Genomic DNA, 894 nt, shown 5'->3' with positions numbered 1-894 from the left:
AACCATTAAATAATGCTGTAATGATAAGGTTCTGTAGTCCTTAGCGTACAATTTTCCCAAAATGATATGGTGACCCCTAGCAGCAATTTCACAAATGGAAAATTACGTTGCCGAAGTTGCGATTTCTTTCGATAGACCATATACATTAAAAGAAATTCAAGCAAAAATTCCCGATAATTTAAACATCGTATGGTGGTATATGACTTCACCAATTACAGATGAAAGCAAAGGACCTGCTGGTGTGCAGGTTTATGGATTTAATCCATCTGATTCACCGAAAGAGGCATACAATAGCTTTATTGATGCACTTAAAAAATATGATGCAGATGGTACTGAAAAAACAATCCAAGAGTTTTTAAAATTAAATAAAAATAAACAGTTTGATGAAGTGAAAATTTTAGGGGTAATGCTGACTGGTCAAACCCAAAACTTTAAAGTGTTAGAAAATCAAGATTTTATTCGTGGTGCTTCTGTTGGAGCTACTGCACAAATCGTCCCTTATATTAAACCAGAGAAATAATAAGCAAGGGACCAGATGAACATTTGGTCTCTTTTCCTTGTTAATCTGTCCTCTTGTTAACTTAATAAATATCGAAATATTTCTGTGTTTATAATAGGGGGCAAAAAGAAAATACGGTATCCGATGAAGGAGTTTTATAAAAAAAATCCGATTTTAAATCAAATTGGAAATAAAAGTAAGCCTATGACCTATTTTTACACGTATCTCGGCTGTACCCCACTATACTTTCAAAACTAACTACTGGGGATACTTTGGTCGTAACTAGAATGGATCGTTTAGGTCGAAATACTATTCAGCTATTACAATTAGTAGAACAACTTCGGGAAAAGGATGTTCACTTTGCGATTTTAAATTTAGGAATAGATACTAGAACT

General features: G+C 33.6%; 2 pseudogenes. Both read left to right on the top strand.

Annotated elements, in window-relative coordinates:
* Positions 1 to 76 precede the first annotated feature (76 nt).
* A pseudogene (locus JDS96_RS30505) lies at positions 77 to 520 on the top strand (anti sigma factor C-terminal domain-containing protein); the annotation flags it as partial.
* A gap of 218 nt (positions 521 to 738) precedes the next feature.
* Positions 739 to 894: pseudogene (locus JDS96_RS30500) on the top strand (recombinase family protein); the annotation flags it as partial.

The sequence above is a fragment of the Bacillus cereus group sp. N21 genome (assembly GCF_016483395.1).
Lineage (GTDB): Bacteria > Bacillota > Bacilli > Bacillales > Bacillaceae_G > Bacillus_A > Bacillus_A pseudomycoides.
The sequence above is the reverse complement of the archived record's forward strand: the minus strand, read 5'-3'. Positions and strand labels throughout refer to the sequence as shown.